This window comes from Leisingera sp. McT4-56, assembly GCF_020514995.1.
GTDB classification, from domain to species: Bacteria; Pseudomonadota; Alphaproteobacteria; order Rhodobacterales; family Rhodobacteraceae; genus Leisingera; species Leisingera aquaemixtae_A.
The window spans coordinates 1-1371 of the sequence record NZ_JAJALF010000064.1 but is presented as its reverse complement, the minus strand read 5'-3'; the positions used below and the strand labels follow the sequence as shown (position 1 = coordinate 1371).

The window sequence follows — 1371 nt, the reverse complement described above, 5'->3', positions numbered from 1 at the left end:
ATGGCAGGCCAACGGTCACTTGGGTAACCTCCTGCTTGCGATGCGCAAAAGCTTCGATGAAGCGAAGAAGAATGTTCCCTGTATCCTTTTTTTGGATGAGATTGACGCGATCGGTTCCCGCGACAGCGTCGGCGACAACAGTGCCAGCTACAGGCGCCAGGTGATCGCTGGTTTCCTGGAGCAGATGGACCGCATCAGCCGGGAAGCAGGGATCATGGTCGTCGGTGCCTGCAACCACCCGCAGCACATCGACCCCGCGGTTCTGAGAGCCGGGCGGTTTGACATCAAGATCGAGATGCCGCTGCCAAGCAAGGCGATGCTGCAGCATCTCCTTGCTGAGCGGCTGCAGGACGCAGTCCCCGAGGATGCGCTGCAGCAGCTGGCGCGGGACTGCATTGGCAAAACCGCTGCCGACGTGGACGCGGCGGTGCGCTCAGCCCGCAGTGAGGCCCGGCACAGCGGCTGCGCGCTCGATCTGCAGCTTCTTCGCCGCCATCTCGGTGCCCTGGCACAGGAGGAGCACCACGACCTGCTTTACCGCATCGCCATTCATGAAGTCGGTCACGCCATCACCTCGTGGAGCTACGGCGAGACGATCACGCGGATCAGCCTGTCTCCATCTGGCGGCACAATCGAGCGGGATGTTCCCCCGAACGCGGGTCTGCCGGCAGACTTTGAATGCCAGCTGTATATCCACCTCGCAGGGCGGGCGGCGGAGCGGCTCATCTTTGGGACTGTGTCCGGGGGAGCTGGCGGGGGCGCAACGTCCGATTTGGCACAGGCTGCGCGGATGGTCCTGGCGATGGATTTTGAACTGGGTTTAGGGACCTTCGGCAACGGCTGGTTCGGACCGCAGGATCCGGCGCAGCTGGCAGAACCCGACCGCAAACGCCTCCGTGAGAAGCTCGACTACGCCGAGGACCACGCGCGTGCATTGCTGTACCCACATCAGCGGCTGTTGCAGGACATGGCTGCGGCTTTGGTGCGTGAGCGTGAGTTCGATGCCAAGGCGGTCCGGTCCTGGCTGCGTGACGTGCCGCGCAAAAATGGCCCAGAGCAGGTCCTGGACCAGTAGATGCGCCCGCCAACCAAGCCGCGCCGCCGCGAGGTTTGCACAATTCTTATGTGCAAACTTCCGCGGTGCAGGCTCCGGTTGGTCCAAAATCCGGATAATTCCCTTCCGGAAAGGTTTTGTCCCAAAGCCCCGCCGGGGCGGTCTATGCCCCGCATCCCTGCCCAGCTCCCTCTGCAGAGGGAAAGTTCCGTATTTCGAGGCCCTTATCCACAATTTCCGTCTCCGCAGGGTTACAACCCGGGTCGCTCCAACCCAATCCGGCGCAGTAAACTGTCTCCATCAGCACACGCGGGCGG

Annotated in this window: 1 protein-coding gene; it reads left to right on the top strand. The window is 62.7% G+C overall.

Going from position 1 to position 1371, the window contains the following annotated elements:
• The coding region (locus LHL23_RS23405; protein WP_226431759.1) for an AAA family ATPase at nt 1-1075 on the top strand (1075 nt) is incomplete at its 5' end.
• Between the last annotated feature and the right edge of the window lie 296 nt (nt 1076-1371).